Annotated in this window: 2 protein-coding genes; both read right to left on the bottom strand. The window is 49.8% G+C overall.

The features are described from left to right. A partial coding sequence (locus B3180_RS03490) for an ATP-binding cassette domain-containing protein (RefSeq protein ID WP_286843089.1) occupies positions 1 to 394 on the bottom strand: 394 nt, incomplete at its 3' end. 97 nt (positions 395 to 491) lie between these two features. Further along, the coding region (locus B3180_RS03485; protein ID WP_286843087.1) for a phosphoenolpyruvate carboxykinase (ATP) at positions 492 to 905 on the bottom strand (414 nt) is incomplete at its 5' end.

Here is a 905-nt window from a genome sequence, read left to right as displayed (position 1 = left end):
TCTGACGCAACGGCTCGTCTTTACGATCCGTCAGTTCAAACCGTGCCAGCCAGCTGTCAATATCGCCACGTATGTCGCTCAGCTTCAGTCCGCGCAGACTGGCAATGTAATTAAGGTTATCGAGAATGGAGCGGTCCTGATACAAGCCACGGTCTTCGGGTAAGTAAGCAAAGTCGTGGTAAGTCAGGTCTATGGTTTGACCGTTGTTCTCAACCACAATTTCGCCTTGGTCGGGGTGCGTCAAACCAACCAGCATACGAACTAAAGAGGATTTACCGGCACCATTGGGACCAAGCAGAGCCTGAATTTTTCCGGGTTGAATATCGAGTGATATTGCATCTACCGCCGTAACCGTGCGATAGCGCTTAGTGACATTATTAACTGAAAGGCGCATGTTGTTTTTCTGTTATTAGAATGTGGCGCCTATCTTAGAAACACAAAGGGCCCGTAACAAGTGTTACGAGCCCTTTAATTTGTTTCAAACTGTGACTTTACAGTTGCGGGCCTGCCGCTACCAGCGCTTTACCGTTATCGGTGTCGGTAAACTTCTCGAAGTTAGCAACGAAACGCTCAGCCAGGTCTTTGGCTCGCACATCCCACTCACCTGCGTCTTCGTAGGTGTTACGCGGGTCTAAGATGCTGCTGTCTTCAACGCCGGCTAACTGAGTTGGCATCGCTAAGTTGAAGTATGGCAGTTCGACAAATTCCGCGTCTTCAATCGAGCCGTCTAAAATAGAGTCGATGATAGCGCGGGTCGCTTTAATAGAGATACGCTTGCCGGTACCGTTCCAGCCAGTGTTAACCAGGTAAGCTTCTGCGCCAGCCGCTTCCATACGCTTCACTAATACTTCCGCGTACTGAGTTGGGTGCAGACTTAAGAACGCCGCGCCAAAACAACTGGAGAA

Origin of the sequence: Idiomarina sp. UBA4206 (assembly GCF_002383015.1) — a bacterium.
Lineage (GTDB): Bacteria > Pseudomonadota > Gammaproteobacteria > Enterobacterales > Alteromonadaceae > Idiomarina > Idiomarina abyssalis.
This window is presented reverse-complemented; position numbering and strand designations above follow the sequence as displayed.